This window comes from Sorangium sp. So ce1504, assembly GCF_051521635.1.
Taxonomy (GTDB): domain Bacteria; phylum Myxococcota_A; class Polyangia; order Polyangiales; family Polyangiaceae; genus Sorangium; species Sorangium cellulosum_B.
In genome coordinates this window covers 6023696-6047814 of sequence record NZ_CP150365.1, presented here as the reverse complement: position 1 = coordinate 6047814, position 24119 = coordinate 6023696, and the positions used below count along the sequence as shown (strand labels likewise).

Sequence of the window (24119 nt, the reverse complement as noted above, 5' to 3'; positions counted from 1 at the left end):
CAGCCTCCCGATCGCTCGTGGAGGCTCCCGTCGCGGTCATCGTGCCAGCCGCGGTTCGGTCCGCGCCGGATGCCGGAGCCGAGGTCCTCCTCGTGGACGGTGCGGTCCTCGTGGACGGTGCGGTCCTCGTGGACGGTGCGGTCCTCGTGGACGGTGCGGTCCTCGTGGACGGTGCGGTCCTCGTGGACGGTGCGGTCCTCGTGGACGGTGCGGTCCTCGTGGAGCTTGACGCTCCCGAGAGCGCGCCCTGCTTCCCGCTCCTCGTAGGCCTCGCCACGCTCCTTTGGGCGTGCGCGGGCCCCTTCCGGGGCTTCGGACGGCGCTCCGAGGAGGCGTTCGCCGCTGGCCGTCCCAGATCGGCCAGCATCGTCGTCACAGTCCGGTGCGCCGCGGCGCGGTGCTCGTCCTGAACTCGTTCGACCAGGCTCAGGATGTCCTTTACAAAGCGGTCCACCCGCTCCTTGATCGCGTCCGAGGCGTTCATGGGGAGCGCCGTAGTAGCACGAACGCTCCGACAGTCGAGAGCTTGCAAGCAAGCTGGGTCGGTCTGGGCAACCGGGTGGCGTCGACTACATGCGCGAGGAGCCGGATCCCGAAGACCATCCGCGCACGCCGCGCCGGCATGTCTTCGGCAACGTCGAGCGCGCTCTCGGGTCAGGCCCCGCCGAGCGGACTCGCCAGGCGCGCGGGAACAAGCGTCCGGTCGAATGCCGCTGCCGCGCGCCTCCCGGCGCCCGCTCACGCCATGCAGGCGAAGGGAGCGGGGAGGGCCTTCCGGGCATCCTCGGGGTGGCGATCAGCATCGAGCGCAGGCCACCGATGCGCCGCTTCGCCTCGGCCGCCGTTCAGCGGACCTGGTGTCTTCTCCCCCGGAGGCTCGCTCCCCGCTGCGGCGATCCAGCGAGGCGACGTCACTGACACGCGTTCGGGACGGCGGTGCAGTTGCCGAGTGCCGCGCACACATAGGAGCGCGCGCACGTCTTGGCGTCATCCTGAGAGTACGCCACGACGTGCTGGGTCGACCTCCCGAAGGGACTGGTGACGCATATCGCGTGCGTTCGCGCCACCCCCGCCGGGGCGAGCTGAATCCCCTGGAGCGCGGCCCTCGCGGCGGCGCATCCCAGCGCCTCCACTTCCGAGTCCGCGAAGATCACGAGCCCCGGGCCCGCGCAGCGCGTGTCCGACAATGCGGTGTTGAACGTATAGGTGTTTGCCCCACGGCAATCGGTGAAGCTCGGTTCGCGCGTCCGGGTAGCGCCGTCGCGAACCCCGCTGGCATCGCTCCGTCCGTCCTCGGCAGACCTGCCGCCGGCCGAAGGCGATCCGCTCGCGGGGGTGATGGTGAACAGCAAGAAGGCGCTCCAGGCATGTAGCGCCGTTTCGAGCGATCTCATGGACCGTCTCTTATCATAACCGCCCGACCGAGCTCGTTCAGAAGTTGAGTGCTGGCAGGTAGCACGTTGGTTAGGGCTCGTCGGCGCGGATCGCGGGTTGCCTGGGCAATGACAGAGCCTTGAGCGTCGCCGTGGGGGCTCGTGGCGCGACACCGGCGTCTGGCGCGGTCAGGGAGCTACCCTGCAGGACGCCGCAGGCGATCGACCTCTGCCGTTGACACCGCATGCGCAGTGCGGGAGGATGAGCTGAAGCAGCGACCATGAGGCATCACACAAGCCCAGTCGCTGCCTCACCGTCTCGCCCTGTTCGAACGTTGACGGCGGATAAATCGGAAGAAGACGGACGCGGTGCCGTGCGGGGGCGGGCGGCACGACATGGTGGAGGACCACCAAGGGGCAGCACACAGATGGTGCCCGTCGGTGAGCGTGGCATTCGGCTCTTCCCTTGACAGCGGTCGTAACGCTCTCTCCTGTGCGAGCGTTGGAGTCACCATCCCATGCAAAATACATCTCGATCGCAGGTGGATAGCAGCGCTCCCCAGCCGCTCACCGGCAGCACGCGGCGGAGGATCGTGCGGGCGCTCGTCCGTGCGGAGTCCCGGTCCAACGGGGCGGGGCCGCCGCGGCTTGGGGCGATCGTGCCCGGCATCGGTACGGCGATCGCGCTGCTGGCCGACCCGACCGAGCTCCAGCGCGCAGGCCACGAGGCGCTTGGTGATGTATTTACCCTATCGCTGTTCGGGCTGCCGCTCACGTTCGTCGGCGGCAAGGACGCCACACAGCGCTTCATCGACGCGGGTGAAGAGCTGAACCTCGTGGACGCGTACCGGCGGCTCGCCGGCAGGATGCTCGGCGAAGACCTCTTCGTCGAGGTCCAGGCCCACGTGCTCCGCGCGCTCTCCGGCGCGTCCGTGCGTCGCCAGAGCGGCCCTCTCGCGGATTTCACGGCGCGGTTCCTGCGCGCGCGGCTCGCCGGCGGCGAGATCGACGCGCTCGCGCTCGCCAACGACCTCGTGCTGCACATGGCTTGCCGGTTCGTGTGCGGCGACACCATCTCCGAGCCGCTATGCGACGAGCTCGCGCGCCAGTTTCACATCCTCGAGAGCGAGCTGAACCTCACGGGCTTCTTCCTGCCCATCGAGACGCCCTCGGCGAAGCGCCGCAAGCAGGCGCGGGAGCGCATCATCTCGATCTTCATGAGCGAGGTGCGGCGCGTGGCGGCCGAGGGCAGCGCCGACCCGGAAGGTTATCTCCATGCGGTGATCAAGAGTTCCCTCGGGGACGAGCCCACGGCCGCGACGCCCGAGCAGCTCCGCAATGCCGCGCTCGCCGTGATGGGCGCGGTGTTCGGCGCGCACACGAACACGGCCATGAGCCTCGCCGCGAGCCTGTCGGAGCTGCTGGAGCACCCGCGGGCGCTCGCCGCGGTGCTCGAGGAGCAATCTCGCGTCCTCCAGGATGGGCAAGCCCTCGATCTCGGCGCGCTCTGCCGCATGCCGGTGTTGCTCCGCTCCATCAACGAGTCGCTGCGCCTCCATGGCAACGGTGGCCTCTGGCGGGTTTCGCGGAGCCCGGTGGAGCTGGGCGGCCACCTGATCCCGGCCGGCAGCCTCATCGGGATGTCGATGGGGCTCGTCAACGGCGATTCGTCGTTCTACCACGATCCGTCTCGCTACGAGCCCGATCGGTATTGCGACATGAAGACGGACGCCTTCCAGAGCCCGGCAGTCAAGGAGCGGCGGTTTGGCGCGTTCGGGCTCGGCCATCACCTCTGCCCTGGCCGGACGCTCGCCTACACGATGTTGGGAATTGCGCTCACCGTGCTCCTGCGCGACTTCCGGATCGAGGTGCTTCGCCGGCCGCGCGCGTGGCTCGACCTCATGATGGGCGGCATGGCACGCCCGGTCGGTCAGCTCCGTCTCCGTGTGACGCCTGCGCGGCGCGCACCCGCAGGCGTGATGCCGCGCTCGAGCTCGGTGAACGGCGAGGTCGGCTTACCATGACCCATCAAGTAGACGACCCCCTGGACGCTGGCTTCATGCAGCTCGCCGTGGACGCCTCGAGCGACGCCCTGCGCGCCGGCTCGCGGTGCTCGGCGGGCGAGCTCTGCCGGTCCGCTGCCACGAGGTGCTGGCGAACGCCTCGCCCGCCGTGCGCGTGAACGGGCCGATCCTGCGAGAGGCCGCCGTGGCGCTGCTGCGGAGCGCTGTGGAGCGGTCGTAGCCCGCTCCGCGCCCGACAGGCGGAGGCTCGCCTCCTCGGCGGAGAAGCGCGCCAGGGCCGGGCCGAGCAGGTAGAGGAAGGCACCCTCGCCACCGGCGAGCGTGACCGACTCGCGCCGCGGCTCGCCGCGCAGATCCCGCGCGAACGCCTCGGCCCGCGCGACCGCGTGGCGGGCGTGCGCGGCCACGCGCAGGCCGCGTTCGGTGAGGCGGAGCTCGAAGCGCGAGCGCTACTGCAAGGAGACCCTCGATGTCGTCCGCGATCTCGAGACCGGGTGCGCGGTGGGCGCGCACTCCGAGCGAATGCGCCTCGAGCGCATCGAGGTCATCGCCGCCGACCCGGCGGCGCCCCCCGACGTGCGCGCGGTGTTCGAGCGCATCCTGCCCGAGGAGCGCTTCCACACGCGCACCTTCGCGGAGCTCGCGGGCGCCGAGGCGCTGGCGGCGACGCAGGGCGCGCACGATCTCGGCCGCCGCGCGCTCGGTCTCGCGCCATGAGCCGCGCCGCGGCTCGTTCACGGCGGCCCCCGCCGGCTCGGCCGTCACGCGGCGCGCGGGTCCTCGCGGGGTGAGCGCGACGTATCCGCTCAGAATGCGATCGTGGAGTACGGGCAGCGCTTCTTGATCTCGTCCACATCGCACGCCTGAGGTGGCATGCAGTTGAACGAGGGCGAGCAGCTCGGGTCCTGCTCGCAGCCGCAGCCGCACTCGTTGGAGACGTAGGTCAGGCCTCCGGTGCAGGCGAAGTCGATGAGCGCGCACTCCTCCGGGCTGGTGCTCACGTACTGGCGCCACCACTCGCTCGACGCGTCGCATCCGCAGTAACGCTCGGTGCAGGCCACGCCGCCGCCGGCGGTGCAGGTGCAGGTGTTGCAGCCGTCGAGGGAGGGGAAGCTGTCGCCCTGCGCGTATCCCACTCCTCCGTAGGTGCAGGCCTCCAGACAGCCCTTCTCCGTGCATGCGACGCTGCCATCCTCGCCGCACGAGCAGGTGTTGCAGCCGTCGAGGGCAGGGAAGCTGTCGCCCGGCCTGTACTCCACGCCTCCATACGTGCAGCCCTCCGGGCAAGCCACGTCCGTGCACACGATTTCGCCGTCCGCGTTGCACGTGCAGCTGTTGCAGCCGTCGCCCGGTGGGACCGGCGCCCCCGCCGGGTAACCGATGCCGTCTCGCTCACAGCCGTGACACGCGATCTTGGTACAGCCGACGCTCCCGGAGCCCGAGGGATCGCAGGTGCAGGTGTTGCACCCGTCGGACGCCGGGAAGGACTCACCGGGCGGGTAGGCGAGCCCCTCGTAGATGCAGCCGTCGGTGCACTCGATCAGCGTGCAGGCGACGTTCCCGTCCTCCATGCAGAAGCAGCTGTTGCACCCGTCCCCGGCAGGGAACGACTCGCCGGGCGCGTGCGTGACCCCTCCCCACGTGCAGTCGGAGGTGCACGCCATATCGGTGCAGGCGACGTTCCCGTCCTCCGTGCAGGAGCAGCTGTTGCACCCGTCCTTGTCACGAAATTCGTCGCCGGGGCTGTAGTCGACGCCGTCGTACTCACAGGTCGTCGAGCCGAGCGGTCCGCAGCCCGCGAGCGCGCCGGAAAGGGCGAGCGCGAGCGAGAACACGGGGCCGAAATGAAGCCAGGTAGGTCGAAGGTCTGTCATTGGATTCGCTCCTGTGCCAAAGAGTGCCAGGGCCGCGCGTGGAAAAATCCCGAGAAAGACGCGCGGTTTGATGCAAGACAGCGTTCAAGAAAAACCTGTGCCAGGCACGTCGAGGGCCACGCGTTCTGACGCATGCGCGAGTTCTTCGGCAAGATGGAGAGGCTTGTACTTTAGCGGATGGTCGTCTAATATAACGGATATGACTGCTCCGCGTCCCATCCCTGCTCAGCTGCTCCGCGCAGCGCTGCGTGCCGTCCTCCTTTTCGCCCTGCTGGTGTCGTGCGGCGCGGCGGGCTGCTCGCGCGACGACGCTTCGCGTGCCTCCGCCGCCGGAGCGGAGGGCGAGTTCGAGACGCTCGAGCTCCGCTATCAGGGCAACAACGGCACGGTGTCGCCGATCGAGCTCGCGGAAGATCTCGGTTACCTCGCGCCGATCCGCCTGAATTTCATCGGCAGCACGGTGAGCGGCCCCCAGAGCGTACAGGCCGTGGTCACCGGCGACACCGACTTCGGCGGCGCCTTCAACGGCGCCATCGTCAAGCTGATCGCGGCCAAGGCGCCCATCATCGCCGTCGCGGGCTACTACGGTGTCGACGAGCAACGCCAGAGCGGCTTCTACGTGCTGAACGACAGCCCGCTGCGCACCGCGCGCGATCTGCTGGACAAGACGATCTCCATGAACACGCTCGGCGCCCACAGCGAGTTCATGGTCAAGGAGTTTCTGTCGCGAGGCCAGCTCGCGCCGGAGGAGGCCCGGCGCGTCACGCTGCTCGTCGTTCCCCCGGTGAACGGCGAGCAGCTGCTCCGCGAGAAGCAGGTCGACGTGGCGGCGCTCGGCGACATCTACCGCGATCGCGCGCTCGAGCGCGGCGGCATTCGTTCGCTGTTCTCGGACTATGAGCTCTACGGCAAGTTCACCGCCGGCAGCTACGTGATGAAGACGAGCTTCATCAAGCAAAACCCCAAGACCGCGCGGCGCTTCGTCGAGGCGACGGCCAAGGCCATCGAGTGGGCCCGGGACACGCCGCGCGAGACGGTGGTGGCGCGCTGCATCGCGCTGATGAAGAAGCGCGGCCGGAACGAGGAGGACTCGGCCATCAAGTTCTGGCGCAGCTACGGCGTCGCCGGCAAGGGGGGCCTGATCACGGAGCGCGATTTCCAGGTCTGGATCGACTGGATGGTCAAGAGCGGGGAGCTCAAGCCGGGCGAGATCTCTCTGAGCCGCGTCTACACGAACGAGCTCAACCCCTACGTGAACGAGCAGGCCGCGAAATAGTCGGGGTCGGTCGCCCCCCTGGATGCGTCAGGGCAGCGTGCGGGGCTTCCAGAAACCTTCAAGCTTCTCCTCTCTCAGGACTTGATCGAGGAAGCTGCGATCGACCCAGGGCTCGAAGTCGAACGTCGTGCGGATCAGGCCCAGGCGCTTGGCGTCGGCGATGCTCGTCTTGTAACGAGCGACCACGTACGCGTCCACGAGCGGGCTGTCCCTGTCGCGCACCGACTCGCCGGCCCAGTCCTCCTTTCGACGGCAGATCGCCGAGCAGCGAGAAATCGGTCAGCCCGTTGGCGTACGTCTCGTTCACGGCCGGCCCGGCGCCGCGCAGGAAGTTCCAGCGCACCGGCACGCCATCGCTCTTGAATTCACTCTCGAGCGCGCTGTTCAGGTTGAGCAGCGACCAGGCCGAGCCCCCCACCACCGGGCGATTGCCGACGCCCACGCCCGGGTTGGCGACGCGGATCTCGCTCGGTTTTTCTGCCGCCTGGGCGCTCAGCGCGATGGCGAGCGGCGCGAGCACCAGGGCGAGCAGCTTGAACAGCTGTTTCATGCAAAGCTTCCTTCCGTTGGGCGTCCGTCGCGAACTATCGAACGGACGGTGTGTCCACTATAACGGATGAGCTGGCCGAGCGAAAGTGGGCATCGCGCGACGACGCTCTGATCTGGGGAGAGTGATGGCCGGCGGCGACGAGCTTGCTGATCAAGCCGCGGAGGAGCTGCTGCTGGAGCAGCAGGGGTGGTGAGGAGCTGCTCGAATCCGTGCAGCGGCGCAACAAAAGAAGGCAGCTCCAGCGGACCCAGGACCACCCTCCACGGTGGAAGACAGGCGATCCGCGCGCGGCACCTGGATTGCTCTCACGGCCATGCCCGGACAAGCCGCCTCCTGTCCTGTCGATCCAGGAACTTCCGCCACAACCTCCCTCTTTGCCGCGCGAGCACGTCATGCGAGCCGCTCCAGGTTGAGCCCGACACGCGGCTCTCCGCTTCATGGCGCTCTTCCTTCCTTCCCGCGCGCGATAGCGGCAACCGGCCTGGCTCGCGGCGGCGCGCGCGGGCGGGATGGCGGAACGCGCACAGGCCGCCTAGCGAGGCACCTCGCCGCGGATCACCTGCCGCACGGTCAGGACGGCGACGCGGCCGGCGTCGCGCTCCTCCGCGAGCCAGTCCAGGAGGGTGGAGAAGTCCTGTCTGGAGATGCTGTACTTGCCGCAGGCGTCACAGACGTGGTGGAAGATGAGCTGGATCCATCCGCCGTCCCGCTGCGCGCGGCGGATGAGAGCCTGGATCGTGGGGACGCCCTGGCTGCGGGTGAGGGAGCCGGGCGCGCGGGTGGCGGTGGGGTCGCGCGGAGGGATGGACTCCGTCCATGGGCACGAGATGCATGAGGCGAACGCGAGCCCTCCCGCGCGCCTGCCGCTGTCGTAACCGCAGGAGCGCACCAGCTCGACGCTGACACTGTCGTGAGCGCCCCAGGGATAGGCGAAGTCACTCACGGCAAAGCCCAGCGCGAGGAGGGCGCGGCGATCATCGCAGATCTGCCGGTGCTGCTCGCTGGCGCTGAGCCCGGGCAGCCGCACGTGATTGACGGTGTGGCCGCCGACCTCATGGCCGTCGGACGCGAGCGCGCGGAGCTCTGCGACCGTCAGGTAGCCGGGGCGGTCGAGTGCACCGCTGTTCACGAAGAACGTGGCATGCATCCCGTGCTCGGCGAGGATGGAGCGCACGGAGAGCTGATCCGCCAGCGTGTCGTCGAATTCGATGGACACGACAAGGGCGCCCGGGTGACGCCGCGTCACGTGGACCGGGGAGAGGAGGACGGCGGCGAGGCACGCCACGACGAACGCCAGCGCCGCCTGCTGTCGGCGCGTCGCGGGGCGCCGCGCACAGCCGCTCTCCGTGGGCACGATCTCCACGGAACACGTCGCCGTATCATCGACCGTGCCCGGGCCTCCGGCGCCCTTCCGGGGAGACCAGCGCGCTCTGCGCCTTCCAGGAACGCCTGGAGATGCTCCCGGGACCGCGAGCGGCGGCGAGCGGCGGCGGCGTCGAGGCATAGGCCAGTATGCCCATGCCTCGAGCCAGCGACCTCGGATATGACAGCCACGTGCATCGGGTGATGTGACGACGGACGGCGAGCCGGGAAGACGAGGGGCGGCGCTGTCTCGCGCTTCCGAGGACGTGGCCCGAGCACCGGATGGCGGTCTTGAACCCACCGGACAGAGGTGCTGACCAATGACGTACGGACGAACGAGTTTACCGAAGCTGATTCTGGTGCTGGGAGCGCTCGGCATCTCCCTCTGGGGCTGCGGTGGTGACAGCGATGGGACCACCAGCGCCGGCGGCGACGGCGGCGGCGGCCCCGCCGCCGGCGCCAGCACGAGCAGCACCTCGGGCAGCGGCAGCGGGAGCGTGTCGGCGGGCCCGACGGGCTCGGCCAGCGGCACCAGCACCGGCAGCGATGGCGCCAGCACGAGCGGCGCGGGTGGCGACGCCAGCACGAGCGGCGCGGGTGGCGGCGCCAGCACGAGCGGCGCGGGTGGCGGCGCCAGCACGAGCGGCGCTGGGGGCGGCGCCAGCACGAGCGGCGCTGGGGGCGGCGAGCCCATCACCTGCCCGTCGCCCGCGCTGAGGGCCGGCGACACGAACAAGACGATCACGATCGGCTCCTCGAACCGCAGCTATGTCTTGCATGTCCCCGCGGCGTACGACGGCAGCAAGCCGGTGCCTCTCGTGGTGGACCTCCACCCCCTCGGCGGCTCTGGCCCGTCGGAGCGATCGGGCTCGCCGTATCCGGCGCAGACCGACCCGGAGGGGGTGATCATGGCCTTCCCGTCAGGGCTGGCCGGCCCGTCGGGCGGCGCCTGGAACGTGGGGCCCTGCTGCGTGAAGAACACCGACGACGTGGCGTTCGTCAAGGCGATGGTGGCCGAGATCCAGGAGACCGCCTGCATCGACCCGAAGCGCATCTACGCGGTCGGCTTCTCGATGGGAGGCGGCATGTCCCACTACCTCGCTTGCCACGCGGCCGACGTGTTCGCCGCCGTGGCGCCCGCCGCCTTCGATCTCCTGCAGGAGAACGTCGGCGATTGCAACCCAGCGCGCCCCATCACCGTGATCTCGTTCCGCAGCACCTCGGATCCGATCGTGCCTTACGCCGGTGGACACTCCGCGGTGGTGAGTGGCATGCCCATCACGTTCCTCGGGGCGAAATCGACCCTCGAGAAGTGGGGCGAGATCAACGGGTGCACGGGCTCGCCATCGGCCGAAGACAGCAAGGGCTGCTCGACCTTCTCGAACTGCGAGGGCGGCGTCGAAGTGGCCCTCTGCACGAAGCAGGGAGGGAGTCACGAGCCCGGCAACGCCGCGGTCGGTTGGCCCGTCCTGAAGCGGCACACCCTGCCGTAACCGCCTCCTGACGCGCGCTCCGCGTGCTCGACGCGGCGCGTCCCCCCATTCCCGTGCACGGCGTCCCTCGATCGTCGCCGTCCTGCCCACACCCGCCTCCACGTTCGAGCGACTCCGCTGACATCGAGATACGACCCGCTGTGGGATGCAATGACGCTACGCATCCACAGCGCGGTCTGTGGGCCTGCAGCGCCATCAGAAGAATCTGCTGCTGGTGTGTGAATACCGCGTGATCGTAGCTGCGGCGTGACACGCGAACTCGCGCGTTGGTGGCCGACGCCTTGATCGTTCGACGTGGCGAGTGATACTTTGGGAGCCTGCCTCCCGAGCGGCTTCGTCGTCCAGCGGGAGGCTTCAACGAGCTTCCCATGAAGGTCAGCGGAACCACAATTCTGACGCGGAAAACCTTGGTGAGCCGGAGATTCGGCTCGGAAGCGTGGCGCGGCCTCTTTCGAGACATGGCGCTGAGCCACCCGTGGTTCAGGCAGCCGATCACGGCCAGCAGCCTGGTTCCGCTGCCCGAGTTCCTCACGTTCCACGACGAGCTCGTTCGGCGCTTTTATCCGGACCGCAAGGACGCCCTCTTCGAGCTCGGGGCCGAGTCGGCGCGCTGGGCGCTCGTCGATGGCCCGCTGAAGCGCTTCGTCCGAGATCCGGGGATGTCCTCGCTGGTCACGGCCATTCCCACCCTCTGGCATCGTTATTTTTCCGAGACCGACAGCCGCTCCGAAGCGGCGCTGCGGGACGCCGGCGTCGAATTTCGAGTTCACGACCTCCCGGCCTGGCACCCGTATTTCGAGCACTTCGTGATCGGGTACACGAAGGAGATGCTGGAGCTCTATTGCGCCAACCCGATCTGGACCCATCGCCTCGCCGGGGGGCGCGGGACGACGTACAACTATCTGCTCGCCACCGATCCCGTTCCGAGCGCTCCTCCGAGCGGAGAGCGCGGAAGCGGCGGGCGCGCTCGGCTCGTCCGGTCACGAAGGGCGCTCACGGCGCGCGAGCTGGAGGTGCTGCGGCTCGTCGGGGTCGGCAAGACCAACCGCGAGATCGCGGTCGTCCTTCACATCTCCCAGAAGACCGTGCAGCATCACATCGCCCACGCCTACGACAAGCTCGGCATCTATAGCCGCGCCGGCGCGACGCTGTGGCTGGGCGAGCGGGGGCTCCTGGGCTGAGGGGCGACGCGAGCGCGCGCCGCTGGCCGGCCCGCAGAGCGACGAGCGCTCGCCGGGAGAGCGCGAGCCTCACGGTCGCCTGGCATACGGCGGCGCGACGGTCACATCGGCGATGGACGCGCTCTCCGTCAGCACTGGATTGGCTCGTGGCTCGCCTCGCCGTCGGTGATCGTGAGAGGGCCGCGCGGGCCACGCTGCGGGGGCCGGTTGTGCAGGCCCTCGCTCACGTTGCGCAGCTTTCGCCCGATCCGGGCGGTTCTGACGCCGCAGCCGGGCGCGCACGCCGTGGAAACCGCGCCGCGCTTCGCGTGGCCTGACTCCTGCCAAGGAGACCGTGCCCCCGCGGCGCTGCGACCGTCGGATCGAGGTCTCATCGCACGTAGGTCGCGTCGAGTTGACTCTCATGCTCGCCGACCGATCGGCAGGGGGATGACATGGATCACGCGCCGCGCTCGCGCCCGGCGCAAGGTGCCCTTTCTCGCCAGGAGAGGGGCTCACGCACGGTCATCGCTTTGCCGGGAGCGGCGAGGCGACATTGGAGGAAACATCATGAATGTTCAGGCTTGGTTCAAGGGCAGTCGCATGGTATCCGTCGTCTGGCTCGCGCTCGCCATGGCCCCGCTCGCCGCGGGCTGTCAGGTGGAGGTGGCCGACGATGCGCCCGAATCGATCGTCTCCGAGTCGAGTGAGGTGAGGGGAGGCGGCGGGCACGAGGGCCTCGTCTGCGGCGGCCTCGCCGGGATCGCGTGCGAGCGCGGCTTCTTCTGTGACTACGACATCAAGGCGCAGTGCGGCGCGGCCGATCAGACGGGCGTCTGCGCGCCCATCCCGCAGGCGTGCACCCAGCAGTACGATCCCGTTTGCGGCTGCGACGGCAGGACGTACAGCAATGCATGCGCCGCGAACGCGGCGGGCGTGTCGGTCGCGTCGCGCGGCAAGTGCGGCGCGCCCTCGTGAGCGCGCGCCGCGGGGGGCCCGCTGCCCCGCGTCCCCCCGCGGCGTCGACTCGATAGCTCTCGCCGCCCTCCCGCGTCGATGTCGACCTGCCTTGCTCTCCTCGGGGAGCGGAGAGGCATGCGCGGTCGTCGCGGGAGGGCGCGCGGCGCGCCTGCGCCGCCCTCCTTCCATGTGGAGATCTCCACTGCCTCCTGATCTCCACGGCCTCATGAATGGAAAATTCTTCTGTGATTGATGTGGAAAATTCCACCGCACCCCGGCCCTGCGCCTAGGGCCGATCTGGCCGATGACGGCACGCCGCACGCTTCTGGCGCGTGGTTTCGTCACGCGATCGATGCATGATTGACATAAGATTGCCCCGAAACGCGAGCTGAGGAGCGATCGATGAACTTAAGAATTCTGCGTTGCCTGTTGCCTTTCGCCACGCTGGCGGCCGCGCCTCTCGTGGGCTGCGGCTCGTCCGACGACCCCGGCGCGACCGGGGCGGGCCCCGGCGCGAGCAGCAGCACCGGAGGGCAGGGCGCGGGCGGCGACGGCGCAGGCGGCGACGGCGCAGGCGGCGACGGCGAGGCGGGCGGCGTCCCCACGGAGCCACCGGATTACGCCGCCGCGTTCCCGCAGGACCGGGTTCCCCGCGTCGACATCACCATCACGCCCGAGCAGTGGCAGCAGATGATGGACGACATGACGGACATGGCCGGCGAGTTCGGCTCGCAGGCCGGTCCATTCGCGCCGCCTCCGGAGTGGGTCGCGGCCTGCGATGCTCTCGTGGCCGGCGATGCCTGCACCATCGACCTCTTCGGGACCGACGCCGCGGGGACGTGCACGGAGCTCCCCGGCGGCCTGACCTGCCAGCCGAACCCGCAGGACCCCGACGAATTCACGCCGCCGCAGGACTGGATCGACGCCTGCGAGGGGCTCGCGGCGGACGCCGACTGCACGATCGACATCTTCGGAACCGAGACCGAGGGGACGTGCACCGACGTCGAGGGCGAGCTGGCCTGCATGCCGCCCGGCCCTGGGGGCGGCGATCCGGGGCTCATCAGCAGCGTCGAGCTGCTCCCGCGCACGCCTGTCTACGTCGAGTGCGACGTCGCCACCGAGGATCGGCAGTGGAAGCACGTCGGCATCCGCTTCAAGGGCAACTCGAGCCTGCTCTTGCCCTGGAACGCGGGCAACTGGAAGCTGCCGCTGCGCCTCAACTTCGACCGATACGAGGACGAGTATCCCGAGACCAAGAATCAGCGCTTCTACGGGTTCGACTCGATGTCGTTCGCGAGCGGGTACCTGGATCCCTCGCTCCTGCGCGAGAAGATCGGCACCGACATCTTCGCCAAGGCGGGGATCCCCGCGCCCGCGACCGCGTTCTACCGGGTCTTCATCGATCACGGGGAAGGGCCCGTCTATTTCGGGCTGTACACCGGCATCGAGCTCCCGTCGGACGAGTCGTTCCTCGACACCCATTTCGGCGGCCACAAGGGCAACCTTTACAAGCCCGATGGCACGGGCGCGCGGTGGGAGACGTGGGACCCCGACACCATCGTCAAGGAGAACAACGAGGACGACACCGATCTCTCGGACGCGCGGGCGCTGTTCGACGCGCTGCACGCCGACAGGACCGACGCCGCCGCCTGGCGCGCGGGGCTCGAGGCGCGCCTCGACGTCGACGGCTTCCTGCACTGGTTCGCGCTGAACGCGGTGGTCGAGGACTGGGACGTGTACGGCCGCCTGCCGCACAACTACTATCTCTACGCGGACCCGAACAAGGGCGGGCAGTTCACGTGGATCCCCTGGGATCACACCTTCGCTTTCTCGGACGCCGACGCGGGCGTGAACATCGGGCTGACGGCGCTGCCCCTCTCGATGGTCGACGTGACCGAGCAATGGCCGCTCGTCCGGTTCCTGCTCGACGATCCGGTCTATCTCGAGGTCTACCGCGGCTACGTGGCGCAGGCCGCCGCCAAGGAGTACGAGGCGGCCGCTTCCGAGGCGTGGTTCAAGGCGGCGCACGACCTGATCGCGCCGTACGTCGTCGGGCCGGAGGGCGAGATCGAGGGGCACACCCACCTCACGACGCCCGAGGACTTCGACAACGGACTCGCCACGCTGATCGCCCACGCCAAGGGACGGACAGCGGAGGTGGCCCTCTACCTCGAGCAGTGAGGGTCGAGCTGTCACCTCACACGAGGATCGACGTCACTCCGCGACCGCCTTGACGTGCAGGACGACGGTCCCTGGCGATGTGGCGGTCGCGCCCCTGAGCTCGCTGAAGCCAAGGAAATAACTCGCCTGGCCGCCCGCGTCCTAGCGATAGTCGACCGTCGCGCCGGACGAGCTGCCGCGCGCCACGTCGAGATCGATGAGGTTGCTGCCCGTAGAGCGCGGCGCTCCCGAGCGTTTGCGGCGCGACCTCGGTCGAGGGCCGCGTCACGACGCCGGTGCTCAGGCTCTCCGTCTCCGTCGACGCCTGCTCGAAGCTCCCGGCCTCGGCGCGCGCCCCGGTTATGGCGAGGGCGACGGCTACGCGGCGGTTGAGATGCCCTATGACGGCGACGAGCTGTCGATGGTGCTCGTGCTGCCGTCCGACATCGAGGCATTCGATGAGGGTCTCGACAGCGCGCGCCTCGATGGCGTCCTGGGCTCGCTGGAGCCCCGGAATGTGACGATCGAGCTGCCGATATTCAGGGTGGAGTCGACGTTCGACTTGATCCCGCCCCTCAAGGACATGGGGATGACCGCCGCCTTCGGCGACGCGGACTTCTCGGGGATCGACGGGCAGGGGGGCCTGTTCATCTCCGGCGTCGTCCACAAGGCGTTCGTCTCCGTGGACGAGGTGGGCACGGAGGCCGCCGCGGCGACGGCGGTGATCCTCGACGAGAGCGGGCCGCCCGAGCCCGCGGCCATCCGCTTCGATCGCCCGTTCTTCTTCTTCATCCGGGACAACGCGACGAGCGCGATCCTGTTCGTGGGCCGCGTGGCCGACCCGTCGGCGTAGCGCCGCGAGGCCGTGCGTCCGGCGCGCGGGCGCGGCTCAGCCGGCGGTCGCCTCGCGCAGCGGGGCGCCCGCCTCCGCGCCGCGCCCGTCGAGCCTCCGGAACTCCCGGCCGACCAGGGGGATCACGAGCACGAAGATCGCGATGTCGATCGCGGCGTTCGCCCAGAACACCCCGCTCACCCCGGCGATCTTGGGCAAGAGCCACATCAGGGGGAGATAGAACACAAGCTGTCTCAGCAGGGCGAGCGCGCTCGCGAGCTTCGCCCGCTCCACGGAGGGGAAGAACGCCAGCGCCATGAAGACCCACGGCATGACGGGCAGGGCGAGGACGGAGATCCGGAAGTCGAGCAGCTGCTGCGCGGCGAAGTCGAACCCCGGCAGCATGGAGCCGAGGACGGCCTCCGGGGCCAGCATCATCGAGAACCAGAACGGCAGGAGCAGCACGAGCCCGGCGATCGAGAACTGGCTGAAGGCCTGCTTCACCCTGCCGTAGCGCCCCGCCCCGTAGCTGAGCCCCTCCACGGGCTGCAAGGCCCGCATCAGGCCGAACAGCGGCGTCATCATGAACATGGAGATGCGGTTGCAGGCGGCGAAGAAGGCGACGTCCTGCTCCGTGCCATGGGTCGACACCGCCCCGTAGACCACGAGGTTCTGGACGACGCCCATGATGCACACGATCATCGCCGGCATGCCCAGAGAGACGATCTGCCGCCGGATCGACGGGTCGATGCGGATCGTGCGCCAGGCGGTGTCGAACGAGGCGCGGCCCCTCGCGTAGTACAGGAGCCCGATGGCCGAGTAGACGAGCATGGCCGCGTTGGTGGCCCAGGCCGCGCCCTGCACGCCCCAGCCGAACGTGTGGATGAACAGCGGCTTCAAGGCGACGTCCACCCCCAGTCCGAGGGAGATCATCCAGGCCGCCGTCTTCATCTTGCCTTCGCCGCGAACGGTCATGTTCACCGCGAGGCCGTGCACCCAGAACAGCGCGCCGAGGGCCGTCGCCTGGAAGTACGCGGTGCCGTGCGCGAGGATCTCCCCGCTGCCGCCCATCGCGCGCACGAGCGGCTCTGCAAACCAATAAGCGAGCACGGTGTACGGCAAGCTGACGAGGAGCGACAGACCGTTCACGCTCCCCAGGAGGCCGTGGAGCTTGCCCCGGTCGTCCGCGCCCAGGTAGATGCTCAGCGCCGTGCCGGCGCCGGTCCCGATCAGGCTGCCCAGCCCCAGCGTGATCTGCGACAGGGGATAGGCGATCCCCACGCCGGCCAGGGCGCTCTCGTTCATCAGCTGGCCCACGAACACGGCGTCCAGGAACGAGTTGAGCCCGTACAGGACCATGGCCAGCACGGCCGGCCACGAGAGCCGCCACATCACGGCCTTCAGGTCGCCTTCGAGGATGAACTGCTTGTGGGCGTCTCTATCGCTCATGGCACAGTCGGCGCCTGGTCGGAAAGAACGAGCCACGCCTCGGCCGTCGTCGATTCCGGCGTCGAGGCGTCATCTCGAAGGGCTGCGCGGCTTTCGCCGACGCGCCGGCCGCCGTGAGGCCGCCCCGAGGCGCTTTTGGATCGCCGCCTGCGTCTCGCGAGGCAGCGTCGCGATGTACTCCGCGGACAACGCGCGGAGCATCGCGTCCGGCAGGGCGAGCACCGCCTGCGCCTCGGTGAGCCCGGCGAGCCGCTGCTCGGGGGCGAGCCCGGCGAGCCGCTGCTCGGGGGCGAGCCCGGCAAGCCGCTGCTCGGGGGCGAGCCCGGCGAGCCGCTGCTCGGGGGCGAGCCCGGCGAGCCGCTGCTCGGGGGCGAGCCCAGCGAGCCGCTGCTCGGGGGCGAGCCCGGCGAGCCGCTGCTTGGGCGGCACCCGCGCGACGAGGCGCGTGAGCACCTTCTCGAAGCTCTCGACCACCCGCTTTTCGTCCTTCATGTGCCGCTTCCTCTGCCCCGGGAGCGGACGTCGAAGCTGCTCGACATGCTCCAGGAGCGCCCAGAACACCGCGATCTCCGCCGGGGAGAGCGCCGGGATCCCGCCGGGGTCGGCGACCATCCCAGGCGTCACAGTGTATAGCAGATGGTCGCCCTCGCGAGCGTTCGCCGGCACCGTCTCCACCACCCGCAGCGGAAAGACGCAGAGCCGACCCTCGTGCGTGCCCGGTCCCGTGGGCGTGAGCGCGCAGTCGAGCGATCTCAGCGCCTCGACGAAGCGCGGGGTCAGGCGGGGCGCGAGCACGCGGAGGGCGACGGAGGCGGGGTCCTCAATCTCTGCAACGACGAGGTACTGCAGCGCGTAAGCGAGGAGCATGCGGGCGTCGTCGCGTTCGAGTTCGTCGGTCGGCCCCTTGAAATGCACGAGGGTGTGCTCCGCCAGCTCGCCCACGACGCTGGTGAGAAGGCTCGGCCTGGGCGGAGCGCCGCGCCGCCGGCGCCGAAGGATGACGAGGTCGACGCGGAGCGGCTCGCGCGCGAGCTGAAACTCGGAGATGCACTGATACCAGCCCGCGGGCAGGACGTGCTCGAGGAGCGCGACGAGCACCGGGTGCCATGCCGTGTACACGCGGACGCGACGGCGCCCCTGCGGGGAGCGCGTCCCGCTCTTCGTCGTCGTGCGCGCGGCCTTCGGCATGAGGAGCAGCGCTACCACGACCGACGCCGACAGGCGAGCTCGTGGTGTGAAGCGGTGACGCTGGCGGCGCAGCGCGGTGCCCCGCCATTCATGGCCACCAGCACGATTACGTGACGCCCGGAGTCGTCGTTCCAGTGAATGCATCCCAGGCCCGAATGTAAGCGCGCGCATCGGGTCCCAGATGAGAGACGACGCGCGCAACGGCGGCAGGGGCAGCAACGCTGCGGGCGCAGATGGCCTCCAGGAGCCCCGTCGCGACCGCATCTGCCTCTGGGCCACTTCCTGACAGCGAACGCTCCACGAGCCGCGAAACCTCATCAAGCGTGGTGTCATCGAGGTCGGACTCAAGCTGGACAAGCGCACGACCGATGTGGCCGAAGACGACCGTCGCGGGCGCCGAATCGGGCTCCCAGTCGGCGACGACCTCAGACACCGCTTTCCGCAGGTTCGGGTGGCAGGCGGCAAAATCCTGGTACGGGTTGAACGAGTCTGCCATCAACGTTCCCTTCCTGGGAGAGGGCTCCCCCTCGACGTTCAGGCGGTACGGGGCCGGGGAGAGCCTCGGTGACGAGGTCGTTGAGATTCCGATGGAGATGTGTGCGGTGGGTCTTGGGCCGTGGAGAGACATGAGCCCGTCGCCCAATGAAATGGCGTTCAGGGTGGCCCCGTCCAGCACCGTCGCCGCTGGGCTGTCGAGTGCGCCGCCCGCGCGCCGCGCCCCAGCCCCATGAGCTGCCCCCATGTGGACGATACTACAGGGCGATGCGACTTCTGTAAGGGCGATCTTCGTGTCGGCCGGGCGCAGCCGAGGCCGGTCCGACTGGCGCCGAGGCGGCCTATAGCGGCTGCGTACGACGGTCTGATCGACGCTGGCGCGCAGGAGCAAAACATTGGCTTCTGGAAGGAAGCGCGCCAGCGCCGATCTCCGCATCTTCTCCCCCGTCTCCGGGGCAGGACGCCCCGCGATGCCATCGAGAGAGGAACCCCCCATGTCGAAGCTCATCCGCGCCGCCGCTTTCGCCTCGTTCACCGCCCTCGCCGCCTGCGCCTCGGAGGCCGCGGGCCCGGGCGCGCCCGCGGAGGGCCCCACCGGCGCGCCGGCCGCGCGGCTCGCCGCGTTCACGTCGGACGCCGCCGGCTTCGATACGCGCTCGTATTACTACGACACCGGGCGCGAGGTCGTCGTGTTCGACGCCCAGTTCACCGGAGCGCACGCCCGGAGCGCCATCGAGCAGATCCGCCGGGAGACGCAGAGCCCGATCACGTACGTCGTGGTGACGCACCCGAATCCGGACAAGTTCAACGGCACCTCCGAGTTCCAGAAGATCGGCGCGAAGGTCGTCGCGAGCCGCGCCACCGCGGGCGCGATCGACGAGGTCCACGCCTATAAAAAGGCGTACTTCATCGGCGCAGGCATGTTCACCGAGGAGACGTACCCGCCGAAGGCCGTCGTCGACGTGACGTTCGAGGGCACGACCTCGCTCCCGCTGCAGGCCGGCGCGGTCGAGCTGCGCGAGCTCGAGCACGCCGGCATCTCGACGACGCAGACCGTCGCGATCGTCCCCTCGGTCAGGGCGCTCGTCGTCGGCGATCTCGTGCACCACAAGGCGCACGCGTGGCTCGAGGGCGGCATCCGCAACGGCAAGCCGTCGCCGGACCTCGCCTCGTGGCGCGCGGCGCTCGACGAGCTGCTGGAGTTCGACGGGCTAACGGTTTACGGCGGCCGGGGGCAGACCGCCCCGGTGCGCGCCGCGGTGGATGAGCAGAAGGCGTACCTCACCGGGATGGAGTCCCTCGTCGAGCGCTACGTTGCCTCGCTCGGCGCGAAGAAGAGCGAGCTCTCGGGGGCCGAGGCGTCGAGCCACCACAAGAAGATTGCGGCCCTCGCGAGCGCCGAGTTCCCTGACTACGATCTCGCCTACATGATCGAGTACGGCGTCTACGGGCTGGTGAACGCGATCGCGAGCAAGTGAGGGCCTCGGCGCGGCCGCCCCGGCGCGCTGCTCGCTCGCGCGCGCCGCTTCACCCCGTGGGCGCTTCGTTCGCCTGTGCGCGGGCCCGGAAATCTTTCGGCCGCTCGCCCGTGAAGGCGGCGAACGCGCGGGTGAACGCCCCCAGGCTGTCGAACCCGACCGCGATCGCGACGTCGGTCACGCGGGCGCCGCTCACGGCCAGCAGATCCATCGCGCGCAGCATCCGGGCGGTGCTCAGGTACTCGGTCCACGTCGTCCGCGCCTCCTCGACGAACCGCCGCGACAGCGTGCGCGTCGAGGTGCGCGCCGCGCGCGCCGCGTCGTCGAGGGTCGGGCGCTCGCCGAGGTGCTCGCGCGCGAACCGCATCGCCCGAGCGAGCTCGGGCGAGCGGGCGACCGGCAGCTTGAACGGGAGCGGCTCGGCGACCCACTCCCGGCACAGCGCGCCGAGCGTCTTGAAGAAGAGCGAGGCGGTCGCGTCGCGCCCGCCGTGGTCTGGCCCCCAGCGCATCGCGTGGAGGACCATCTCTCGCGCGAGCGGCATCACCGCGAAGACGCGGCAGTCGACGCGCTCCTCGCCTGGCGGGTCGCCGGAAGCCAGCGGCACCTGGGTGAGCCGCGGCGACAGGTACACCGTCCGCAGCGCTACCGGCCCCGCGGCGTGCGCGCGGTGCATGACGTGGGCCGCGATGAACGCCGCGCGCTGCGGCGGCAGGATCCAGTGGGCGCTGCCGACCTCGAGGTGCAGGACACCCGCGCTCGCGTAGAGCAGCTGGTGCTTGCGGTGCGCGTGCACGTCGCCGCTGAACGGCAGCACATCGTCGGCGAGGCCGAACGCGGGCAGGTCGACCGCATCGACGTCGACCTGCGCGCGCGACGCTTCCGGCGCAGGCGAGCCGGCGAGGAGCGGGGCGGACGCCTTCAAGACGCTCCCGGCCGGAGGGGGCGTCGCGCTCACCCGGCGCGCGGCCAGCCCCTCGGCACGGCGGGTCGCACTCCTCGGTCCCATGCTCGCCGAGATGATAGGGCGAAATTCGCCGCGAGGACGCTCGACGAGGCGGTCGCCCCACAGAGCGGGATGGTTCGGCGGGCGGGTGCTGCGCCGGGAGGGACAGGCGGGGTGTGTGTACGTCCGGATGTTCCCGCTCCGCGCGCTTCGAGGGTAGGATGGCGGAATGACGCGTGTGATCGTCGCCGGCGCTGTGGCGTGGACCGACGTGGGCGCGATCCGGCGCGAGCTGGCGAAGCTTCCGGCGGGGGCGACCGTGATCCACGGCGACTCGCCGGGCGCGGACGCACTCGCCGGGCGCGTCGCAGCCGAGCTCGGTCTCGCCGTGGAGCCGATGGCGAAGAACAAGGCGGACTATGCCAAGTACAAGCGTGGTGCCTGGAAGGGGCTCAACGAGCGGATGCTGGCGAGCGGGGTAGCGCGGGTGCTGGTGTTTCATCCGGCGTTCGAAAAGAGCCGCGGGTCGGGACACCTCGCCGGGCTGGCGAAGGCCGCTGGTGTCGAGGTGAGCGTGTTCGCGGAGTGAGGGGCACGGAGGGCGCGGCTGGCACGAGCGCGACTGATGCGAGGTTCTGGGACATGACGGCAGCTTGGCGACAGCACCCGAGGCTCGAGGGCCGCTTCCACGTCGACCACCCGGACGACCTGCAAGTCCTGGTTCACGAGGGTGGGCCGCGGCTCACCGATCGCCGTCCGGAGCTCGTCTGGGTGCGCGTTACCGCATGCCACGGCGATGTCTTCACCGCCCGGGTCCTGAACCAACCGCACCAGTTGAAGACCGTCAACGAAGGCGCAGAGGTTCGGTTCATCGCGCCGACCGGCGGCGAGAACCTGCTGCAGGTCCGCGAGCAGTACCTGCGAGAGCGCGCAGACTGGACCATTGGCCCGTGTAGCAAGTGCGGCCTGGACGAGCTGTTCGACGCGCCTTCCCAGCTGATCTCGAAAGTCTTCCCGAATATTCCTGCTGGCGCAACCATGGACGCGTTCAGCGCCTTCTGCGGTGCCTGTGGCGGTGTCCAGGTGGTCCAGCACAAGGACTTCAGAGAGGACGAGGGGCCGGGCGAGCAAACGGAACAGCCGTCTCCGGGCAAAAAGTGGTGGCAATTCTGGAAGTGAACCATTGGATGAATGGCCATCGCGAGAGGTCATCCAGACGCGTGAAGGGCAAGATGTCTCATGTTTCCCGCCTCCCGCGATGACGCCAGATCGCTGCTCGCTACCCTGGGCGCTCCGCCTCACTTGCTGCGGCACGTCGAGCTCGTCGGGGAAGCGGCCGATCTGCTCATCGTCCTCTTCCGCGAGCAGGGCATTCCGATCGACGAGGACTTTATCCGGGTTGGCGTGGTGCTCCATGACGCCGGCAAGATCGAGCACCCTCGAGAGCTCACGGGGCCGGGCAACGAGCACGAAGCCGCAGGCGAGCGAATGCTCCTCGCGGCTTCGGTCACGCCGGCGCTCGCGAGAGTGTGCCTGTCGCACGCGCGCTGGCAGCAGATGGCACCTACACTGGAGGAGCTCATCATCGCCCTGGCCGACAAGCTCTGGAAGGGAGTGCGCGCGCCGGACCTGGAGGAACGAGCGCTTCTGGAAGCCGCGGCGCGCGGCGGCCGTGACCGCTGGGGCCTGTTCATCCACTTCGACTCTTGCTTCGAGAGGATCGCTGAACGAGGGCACCTGCGACTGGAACGTAGCCGACACACGCGCTGACTCCTCGATGGGTCCTCCGGCGCTTCGGGCCGCGGCTCAGCCAAGCGTTCGGAGGGCACCGCGACCTGGGGAGACCATGACGGCAGACATCAGAGATGCCGCTGGCGATTCAGGAGGAAGAAGGATGACGTCATGATCACATTTGCTGTCTCGGACGTAAAGCGTTGCGAAAGCGGACGACCCTCCATCACGCTCGAAGAGTCGCTTCAGGTCCGGTCGGAGCGGGGTTTCGAAGCCGCCGCGTGCAACCTGCCCGGTCTGATTCAGTCGAGAGCTCACGGGTTCGTCGAGGCAGTTTACCTGGCCTTCTATTGGCACTACCCGCTCGCCTTGTCGCCGGACGATGTCTGGCTCTGTCTCGCGCAGGGATTCGCGACGCATGTCAAGCTCCACGCCGAGGCGCTGCGCCGCCGGTTCGTGAGCCACGACGACAGGCTCACCATCTCCGTACGTCGCGACGATTTCGTCAAGGGCTCTCCCTCGAATGACTGGCCGGCAATGTTCTCCGAGCTGTCTGGTCGCATCGGGGAGCATGTCGGCAAGAAGAGGGATCTCGTCGTGGCGGACTTCTCGACGACCGGTGCCATCGAACGAGCCGCGTCCGAGGTCGTGCTCTTCGACGCCATGCAGCGGTATTTCGATTACTTGCTCGTCTCGCTCAGCGGCATCCCAGAGATCACGCTCCTCGGGACGGTGGACGACTGGCTGTCGATCCGGAGAAGAGCCGACATGTTCAGCGAGTTCGATCTGACCGGCTGGACGGCGACGCTGTTGCCCGTGCTGGACCGGATCGTGCGGACCGCGCGCGGCGACGTGGATCGCGCCTTCTGGCAGTCCTTCTACAAGCAAAAAAACCAGTCTGGTGGACCCTATGTGAACGGTTGGATCAACGTTCTCTTCCCCTATGTTGAGGGGCAGGGTGCTGTGACAAGTAGGCGCGAACCGTCTCCGAACCTGTATGCCATGCGCTGGGAAGAAGGTCTGAGCGCCGAGTTCGGCGGTGGCCCGGCCATGCACGACTTTCCGAAGGGGCTTTCTTCCGCCCCTTTCACGTGGGAATACCTGGGAGCCAAGGTTCCCATGGTCTTCATGGGCGGCTTCACGGGCGTCTCGCAGGACGCGACCACGGGGGCCGTCAGGCCGGCGATCGGCTGGGCGATCGGCGAGCGTTGACGATGGGTGATGGCCTGGCACCATGAGCATCTACGTCACACGCTGGATCCTGCGGTTCCCTCGCCACGGTGACGTTCATGCCGGATGCGGTTGGATCGATGTTTATGGGCAAGCCGTTCCTGAGCATTGCGGCCCTGTCGCTCCGGGCGGCGCCGACCCGTACGATTTTCTGCCCGAGTTCGCATCCAGCGTACACAGCGGTATCCGCGCGCTCGTCGTCGTCCGTCAGGACTCCCCGAAAGACGGCCAGCGCTACCGCGACCCTCTGCTCGTCCTGTCCGCACGGGAGTACCTCTCGACGTCCTTCGACGTGCTGCATGAGCGCATCTGCGATGCTCTTCGGGGACATCGGCCGCGGTGGGTAGCCGAGAGCATCCTCCATGACGGCACGGTGCGTGTCACGTTCGAAGACGGATCGACAATGCTTGCGCCGGGAGAACCGGCGGAATGACTTCGTTCGTTGACCGCCCAACTCGTGGGCGGGGCCGTTTGCCCTCATCACGTGCAAGATTGCGACGCCGCGCAAGGCGTGCGTGGTTCGCTGACGCGATCGGCG

Annotated in this window: 23 protein-coding genes; 15 read left to right on the top strand and 8 right to left on the bottom strand. The window is 69.1% G+C overall.

The window, feature by feature from the left end; translation table 11 throughout:
* Positions 1-92 precede the first annotated feature (92 nt).
* Positions 93-410: a hypothetical protein gene (locus WMF39_RS22680; RefSeq protein WP_437747543.1), complete on the top strand. Its 318-nt coding sequence runs from the start codon at positions 93-95 to the stop codon at positions 408-410.
* Positions 411-911: 501 nt separating this feature from the next.
* Here the strand turns inward: WMF39_RS22680 and WMF39_RS22675 are convergent.
* A complete protein-coding gene (locus WMF39_RS22675) occupies positions 912-1394 on the bottom strand; it encodes a hypothetical protein (RefSeq protein ID WP_437747542.1) in 483 nt (160 codons plus the stop codon).
* A 572-nt stretch (positions 1395-1966) separates the two neighbouring features.
* On the opposite strand from WMF39_RS22675, the gene WMF39_RS22670 reads away from it, so the two are divergent.
* Together WMF39_RS22670 and WMF39_RS22665 are read left to right on the top strand one after the other, a co-directional pair.
* Positions 1967-3397 carry a cytochrome P450 gene (locus WMF39_RS22670; RefSeq protein ID WP_437747541.1) on the top strand — a complete coding sequence of 477 codons (1431 nt, stop codon included), beginning with the start codon at positions 1967-1969 and terminating at the stop codon, positions 3395-3397.
* 423 nt (positions 3398-3820) lie between these two features.
* On the top strand, positions 3821-4114 hold the full coding sequence (locus tag WMF39_RS22665) for a hypothetical protein (protein WP_437747540.1): 294 nt from the start codon (positions 3821-3823) through the stop codon (positions 4112-4114).
* Positions 4115-4203: 89 nt separating this feature from the next.
* Here the strand turns inward: WMF39_RS22665 and WMF39_RS22660 are convergent, their stop codons facing one another.
* Positions 4204-5271, bottom strand: coding sequence for a hypothetical protein (locus WMF39_RS22660; RefSeq protein ID WP_437747539.1), 1068 nt, complete (start codon positions 5269-5271; stop codon positions 4204-4206).
* A gap of 199 nt (positions 5272-5470) precedes the next feature.
* Between WMF39_RS22660 and WMF39_RS22655 the strand changes: the two genes are divergently transcribed.
* Positions 5471-6547 carry an ABC transporter substrate-binding protein gene (locus WMF39_RS22655; protein WP_437748011.1) on the top strand — a complete coding sequence of 359 codons (1077 nt, stop codon included), beginning with the start codon at positions 5471-5473 and terminating at the stop codon, positions 6545-6547.
* Between the two features lie 58 nt (positions 6548-6605).
* On the opposite strand, the gene WMF39_RS22650 is transcribed toward WMF39_RS22655, so the two are convergent.
* Complete coding sequence (locus WMF39_RS22650; protein ID WP_437747538.1) at positions 6606-7097, bottom strand: hypothetical protein; 492 nt, start codon at positions 7095-7097, stop codon at positions 6606-6608.
* A 532-nt stretch (positions 7098-7629) separates the two neighbouring features.
* The gene (locus WMF39_RS22645; protein ID WP_437747537.1) at positions 7630-8460 is read right to left on the bottom strand and encodes a polysaccharide deacetylase family protein; all 831 of its coding nucleotides are present in this window, start codon (positions 8458-8460) and stop codon (positions 7630-7632) included.
* A gap of 358 nt (positions 8461-8818) precedes the next feature.
* Here WMF39_RS22645 and WMF39_RS22640 point away from each other — a divergent pair, with 358 nt between their 5' ends.
* The 5 genes from WMF39_RS22640 to WMF39_RS22620 all read left to right on the top strand — a co-directional run bounded on the left by WMF39_RS22640 (position 8819) and on the right by WMF39_RS22620 (position 15085).
* Positions 8819-9952 (top strand): alpha/beta hydrolase family esterase, encoded by a 1134-nt coding sequence (locus WMF39_RS22640; protein ID WP_437747536.1) that lies wholly within the window; start codon positions 8819-8821, stop codon positions 9950-9952.
* Positions 9953-10362: 410 nt separating this feature from the next.
* Positions 10363-11133: a response regulator transcription factor gene (locus WMF39_RS22635; protein ID WP_437747535.1), complete on the top strand. Its 771-nt coding sequence runs from the start codon at positions 10363-10365 to the stop codon at positions 11131-11133.
* A gap of 549 nt (positions 11134-11682) precedes the next feature.
* The gene (locus WMF39_RS22630; RefSeq protein ID WP_437747534.1) at positions 11683-12090 is read left to right on the top strand and encodes a Kazal-type serine protease inhibitor family protein; all 408 of its coding nucleotides are present in this window, start codon (positions 11683-11685) and stop codon (positions 12088-12090) included.
* A gap of 384 nt (positions 12091-12474) precedes the next feature.
* Positions 12475-14253: a CotH kinase family protein gene (locus WMF39_RS22625; RefSeq protein WP_437747533.1), complete on the top strand. Its 1779-nt coding sequence runs from the start codon at positions 12475-12477 to the stop codon at positions 14251-14253.
* Between the two features lie 196 nt (positions 14254-14449).
* Positions 14450-15085, top strand: a complete 636-nt coding sequence (locus WMF39_RS22620; RefSeq protein ID WP_437747532.1) for a serpin family protein — start codon at positions 14450-14452, stop codon at positions 15083-15085.
* 36 nt (positions 15086-15121) lie between these two features.
* Here the strand turns inward: WMF39_RS22620 and WMF39_RS22615 are convergent, their stop codons facing one another.
* The 3 genes from WMF39_RS22615 to WMF39_RS22605 all read right to left on the bottom strand — a co-directional run bounded on the left by WMF39_RS22615 (position 15122) and on the right by WMF39_RS22605 (position 18197).
* Entirely contained in the window at positions 15122-16513 is a 1392-nt protein-coding gene (locus WMF39_RS22615; RefSeq protein ID WP_437747531.1) for an MATE family efflux transporter, read from the bottom strand.
* 69 nt (positions 16514-16582) lie between these two features.
* A complete protein-coding gene (locus WMF39_RS22610; RefSeq protein ID WP_437747530.1) occupies positions 16583-17701 on the bottom strand; it encodes a hypothetical protein in 1119 nt (372 codons plus the stop codon).
* A 106-nt stretch (positions 17702-17807) separates the two neighbouring features.
* The gene (locus WMF39_RS22605; RefSeq protein ID WP_437747529.1) at positions 17808-18197 is read right to left on the bottom strand and encodes a hypothetical protein; all 390 of its coding nucleotides are present in this window, start codon (positions 18195-18197) and stop codon (positions 17808-17810) included.
* Between the two features lie 493 nt (positions 18198-18690).
* Between WMF39_RS22605 and WMF39_RS22600 the strand changes: the two genes are divergently transcribed.
* Entirely contained in the window at positions 18691-19674 is a 984-nt protein-coding gene (locus WMF39_RS22600; protein ID WP_437747528.1) for an MBL fold metallo-hydrolase, read from the top strand.
* Between the two features lie 49 nt (positions 19675-19723).
* Here the strand turns inward: WMF39_RS22600 and WMF39_RS22595 are convergent, their stop codons facing one another.
* Positions 19724-20683: a helix-turn-helix domain-containing protein gene (locus tag WMF39_RS22595; protein ID WP_437747527.1), complete on the bottom strand. Its 960-nt coding sequence runs from the start codon at positions 20681-20683 to the stop codon at positions 19724-19726.
* A gap of 166 nt (positions 20684-20849) precedes the next feature.
* On the opposite strand from WMF39_RS22595, the gene WMF39_RS22590 reads away from it, so the two are divergent.
* The 5 genes from WMF39_RS22590 to WMF39_RS22570 all read left to right on the top strand — a co-directional run bounded on the left by WMF39_RS22590 (position 20850) and on the right by WMF39_RS22570 (position 24014).
* Positions 20850-21209 (top strand): SLOG family protein, encoded by a 360-nt coding sequence (locus WMF39_RS22590; protein WP_437747526.1) that lies wholly within the window; start codon positions 20850-20852, stop codon positions 21207-21209.
* Positions 21210-21262: 53 nt separating this feature from the next.
* On the top strand, positions 21263-21799 hold the full coding sequence (locus tag WMF39_RS22585; protein WP_437747525.1) for a hypothetical protein: 537 nt from the start codon (positions 21263-21265) through the stop codon (positions 21797-21799).
* A gap of 123 nt (positions 21800-21922) precedes the next feature.
* Positions 21923-22390: an HD domain-containing protein gene (locus tag WMF39_RS22580; protein WP_437747524.1), complete on the top strand. Its 468-nt coding sequence runs from the start codon at positions 21923-21925 to the stop codon at positions 22388-22390.
* A gap of 132 nt (positions 22391-22522) precedes the next feature.
* Positions 22523-23563, top strand: a complete 1041-nt coding sequence (locus WMF39_RS22575) for a DUF4419 domain-containing protein (protein WP_437747523.1) — start codon at positions 22523-22525, stop codon at positions 23561-23563.
* A 22-nt stretch (positions 23564-23585) separates the two neighbouring features.
* The gene (locus WMF39_RS22570; protein WP_437747522.1) at positions 23586-24014 is read left to right on the top strand and encodes a hypothetical protein; all 429 of its coding nucleotides are present in this window, start codon (positions 23586-23588) and stop codon (positions 24012-24014) included.
* Positions 24015-24119 lie beyond the last annotated feature (105 nt).

Bases quoted from the DNA above. Each gene is read 5' to 3' on its own strand.
- WMF39_RS22675 (WP_437747542.1), bottom strand. From the start codon at position 1,394: ATGAGATCGCTCGAAACGGCGCTACATGCCTGGAGCGCCTTCTTGCTG.
- WMF39_RS22660 (WP_437747539.1), bottom strand. From the start codon at position 5,271: ATGACAGACCTTCGACCTACCTGGCTTCATTTCGGCCCCGTGTTCTCG.
- WMF39_RS22655 (WP_437748011.1), top strand. From the start codon at position 5,471: ATGACTGCTCCGCGTCCCATCCCTGCTCAGCTGCTCCGCGCAGCGCTG.
- WMF39_RS22650 (WP_437747538.1), bottom strand. From the start codon at position 7,097: ATGAAACAGCTGTTCAAGCTGCTCGCCCTGGTGCTCGCGCCGCTCGCC.
- WMF39_RS22630 (WP_437747534.1), top strand. From the start codon at position 11,683: ATGAATGTTCAGGCTTGGTTCAAGGGCAGTCGCATGGTATCCGTCGTC.
- WMF39_RS22625 (WP_437747533.1), top strand. From the start codon at position 12,475: ATGAACTTAAGAATTCTGCGTTGCCTGTTGCCTTTCGCCACGCTGGCG.
- WMF39_RS22620 (WP_437747532.1), top strand. From the start codon at position 14,450: ATGAGGTTGCTGCCCGTAGAGCGCGGCGCTCCCGAGCGTTTGCGGCGC.
- WMF39_RS22615 (WP_437747531.1), bottom strand. From the start codon at position 16,513: ATGAGCGATAGAGACGCCCACAAGCAGTTCATCCTCGAAGGCGACCTG.
- WMF39_RS22610 (WP_437747530.1), bottom strand. From the start codon at position 17,701: ATGCCGAAGGCCGCGCGCACGACGACGAAGAGCGGGACGCGCTCCCCG.
- WMF39_RS22605 (WP_437747529.1), bottom strand. From the start codon at position 18,197: ATGGCAGACTCGTTCAACCCGTACCAGGATTTTGCCGCCTGCCACCCG.
- WMF39_RS22600 (WP_437747528.1), top strand. From the start codon at position 18,691: ATGTCGAAGCTCATCCGCGCCGCCGCTTTCGCCTCGTTCACCGCCCTC.
- WMF39_RS22595 (WP_437747527.1), bottom strand. From the start codon at position 20,683: ATGGGACCGAGGAGTGCGACCCGCCGTGCCGAGGGGCTGGCCGCGCGC.
- WMF39_RS22590 (WP_437747526.1), top strand. From the start codon at position 20,850: ATGACGCGTGTGATCGTCGCCGGCGCTGTGGCGTGGACCGACGTGGGC.
- WMF39_RS22585 (WP_437747525.1), top strand. From the start codon at position 21,263: ATGACGGCAGCTTGGCGACAGCACCCGAGGCTCGAGGGCCGCTTCCAC.
- WMF39_RS22575 (WP_437747523.1), top strand. From the start codon at position 22,523: ATGATCACATTTGCTGTCTCGGACGTAAAGCGTTGCGAAAGCGGACGA.
- WMF39_RS22570 (WP_437747522.1), top strand. From the start codon at position 23,586: ATGAGCATCTACGTCACACGCTGGATCCTGCGGTTCCCTCGCCACGGT.